Source organism: Stutzerimonas stutzeri (genome assembly GCF_024448935.1).
GTDB lineage: Bacteria > Pseudomonadota > Gammaproteobacteria > Pseudomonadales > Pseudomonadaceae > Stutzerimonas > Stutzerimonas stutzeri_AO.
This window is the reverse complement of sequence record NZ_JAMOIE010000191.1, coordinates 1-2,498: the sequence shown is the minus strand read 5'-3', so window position 1 is coordinate 2,498 and position 2,498 is coordinate 1. Positions and strand designations below refer to the sequence as shown.

Below are 2,498 nucleotides of genomic sequence, written 5' to 3'. Positions count from 1 at the left end.
CTGACGGCTCTACAGGCGAGCTTGCTCAGTTGCTGCGCTGGGCCAGCCCCTTGAGAAAGTTGCGCAGCAACTGGTCGCCGCACGCCCGGTAGTTGCTGTGTCCGGCCTTGCGGAACAATGCGTTGAGTTCGGGCTTGGATAGGGGGAAGTCGACCGACTGGAGAATCGCATGCATGTCGTCTTCCTTCAATTCGAAGGCCACACGCAGTTTTTTCAGCACCGAGTTGTTGGTCACCGGCAATTCGATGGATGGAATCGGCCGGCTCTCGTCCTTGCCGCGCTTGTAGATCACGAGGCCATCGAGAAAGTGCGCCATGATCCGATCCGGACAGGGTTTGAAGCCTTCCTCGTCTTCCTTCGCCAGGTAAGCCACCGCCTCGCTATCGGGGATCTCGCAACCCGTCAGCCGAGTGATCTCGGCGATCTTGGCGTCATTGACGTTGAGGATGTAGCGCAGGCTGCGCAATACATCGTTATTGAGCATGGATGTTCCTTAACTTGCTGGAGGAGCGAGAGCGGCGCCACACCTCAATGGTTGATACGTTCGCCGGGCTGCCAATATGCAGCAGCTCAGGCCGGCCCGAAGGGCTGCGAGTATAGAGGATCGCTCAAGCTTCCAGAGAAATGCCGTCTGTGATCGGCCGCACGCCGCTACTGCGGAAGCTTCACACTTACCTTGATCGCCGAATACCAGGCCGTTACCTGGGCGATGTCATCATCGCTCAGGCCGGCGGCAATGACGGACATCTGCGGATGCTTGCGCTCACCGCTGCGAAACGCCTTGAGTTGCCGCGCCAGGTACAACTCGCCGTTACCCGCCAGATTCGGCGCATCGGCCACCTTGCTGAGGCCGTCGATACCGTGGCAAGCCGCGCACATCTTGGCCTTTGCTTTCCCCGCCACAAGGTCGGCACGCACCTCGGAGGCGAATAGCAGCGACAGCAGAATCAGCCAGTGCATCACCAGTTTGCGACGACGATTTACAGCCATATCCATCCCCTGGACCACGTTGCCCGGCTTGCAGAAGCCGGGCTACCTCACTGCGAAGCGTCAGTCGGTGCCGCCGCTGTACGAGATGCGGTAGATCGCACCCGCGGTGTCGTCGCTGACCAGCAAAGAGCCATCCTTGAGCTGAGCGACATCGACGATGCGGCCGTAGTACTCGCCAGATTCCTTGTCCAGCCAGCCTTCAGCGAAAGGCACGGTTTCCCCCGATGGCGCGCTACCGTCGGCAGCGAAGGGCGTAAACATTACGCGCGCTCCGGCCGGCTCGGTCCGGTTCCAGCTGCCACGCTGAGCGCTGAACAGCCCACCCCGGTACTGCTCGGGAAACATCTTGCCGGTATAGAAGGTGAGCCCCATGTCTGCGGCGTGGGCAATGGTTTCGATGACCGGCGGCGTCAGGCCATCGGGCGGGGTTTCCTCGGCGTATTCCTTGGTCCGCACCTGACCACCGCCATACCAGGGCATGCCGAACTTCATTCCGGCTTCCGGCGCGTGATTGATCTCGCCCGGCGGGATGTCATCGCCCATGCCATCCACCTGGTTATCGGTGAACCACAGCTCCTTGCTGGTCGGGTTGTAGGTAATACCCACGGAGTTACGCACGCCCGTGGCGTAGACCTCGCGCTTGCTGCCATCACGCTCCATGCGAATGATGCCGCCAATGCCGTGCTTGTTGTAGAGATCAAGCTTGTCCTTGGGCGGCACGTTATGCGGTTGTCCCAGGGACACGGTAAGCTTGTTGTCCGGCCCCACGGCACAGACTCGGGCGCCATGGTTGTAGCTTTCCTCTTCAGTTGGAATCAGCTCGCCGGTGGGCACCACGATGTCCGCTGCGACATCTGGCCCTTCATAGAAGAATTCCGCCGCTGGGAAGACCAGTACGCGATTGTGCTCGGCAACGAACAGAAAGCCGTCCTGGCTGAAACATGGCCCGGGTTGGGTGAAGGAGATCGCCGGAGCGAAGCGCTTGACCTCATCGGCCTTGCGATTCTTGGTGCGATCGGTGACGGCCCAGAGATCGGTCTTGCGCGTACCGACGAAGACCACCCCGCTCGATGGCCCAACCGCCATGTGGCGAGCGTCGGGCACCACCGCATAGAGCTCGATCTTGAACCCGTCCGGCAACTTGATCCGATCGAGGTTGGCGCGCAGGGCGTCTGCCACCTCGCCCGTCTGGGGAATGGTCGTCATCTCCAACGACTGCCCGGTGGTTTTCATCGAGCGCATGCGCTCCAGGGCTTCGTCGCTCGTCGGTGCTGCCATGGCAGCTCCGGAAAGCCATGCGACCAGGATACTCAAGGCAAAGGGAGCATATTTCACAGGCACCGACCTCATGAAGGATCGCCTCGCAGGGCGACGTTTATTGTTGTTGTGCTCGCGCTCGAATAACCGATCGATTGGACCAGCTAATAAACGTAAGGCATATCACAGCGTAGCACCATCCCGGTCCTTACCAGAAGTCCGTGCAAATGCATTCAGCAATTCTCATTATG

3 protein-coding genes are annotated in these 2,498 nt (G+C 60.2%); all 3 read right to left on the bottom strand.

Annotated features, from left to right (window positions below; all coding sequences use genetic code 11):
• Positions 1–25: 25 nt before the first annotated feature.
• The 3 genes from NA637_RS24645 to NA637_RS24635 all read right to left on the bottom strand — a co-directional run bounded on the left by NA637_RS24645 (position 26) and on the right by NA637_RS24635 (position 2,268).
• Entirely contained in the window at positions 26–484 is a 459-nt protein-coding gene (locus NA637_RS24645) for a DUF1456 family protein (protein WP_256075163.1), read from the bottom strand.
• 167 nt (positions 485–651) lie between these two features.
• Positions 652–990, bottom strand: coding sequence for a c-type cytochrome (locus NA637_RS24640; RefSeq protein ID WP_256075162.1), 339 nt, complete (start codon positions 988–990; stop codon positions 652–654).
• Positions 991–1,050: 60 nt separating this feature from the next.
• Positions 1,051–2,268: a PQQ-dependent sugar dehydrogenase gene (locus tag NA637_RS24635; protein ID WP_256075161.1), complete on the bottom strand. Its 1,218-nt coding sequence runs from the start codon at positions 2,266–2,268 to the stop codon at positions 1,051–1,053.
• Between the last annotated feature and the right edge of the window lie 230 nt (positions 2,269–2,498).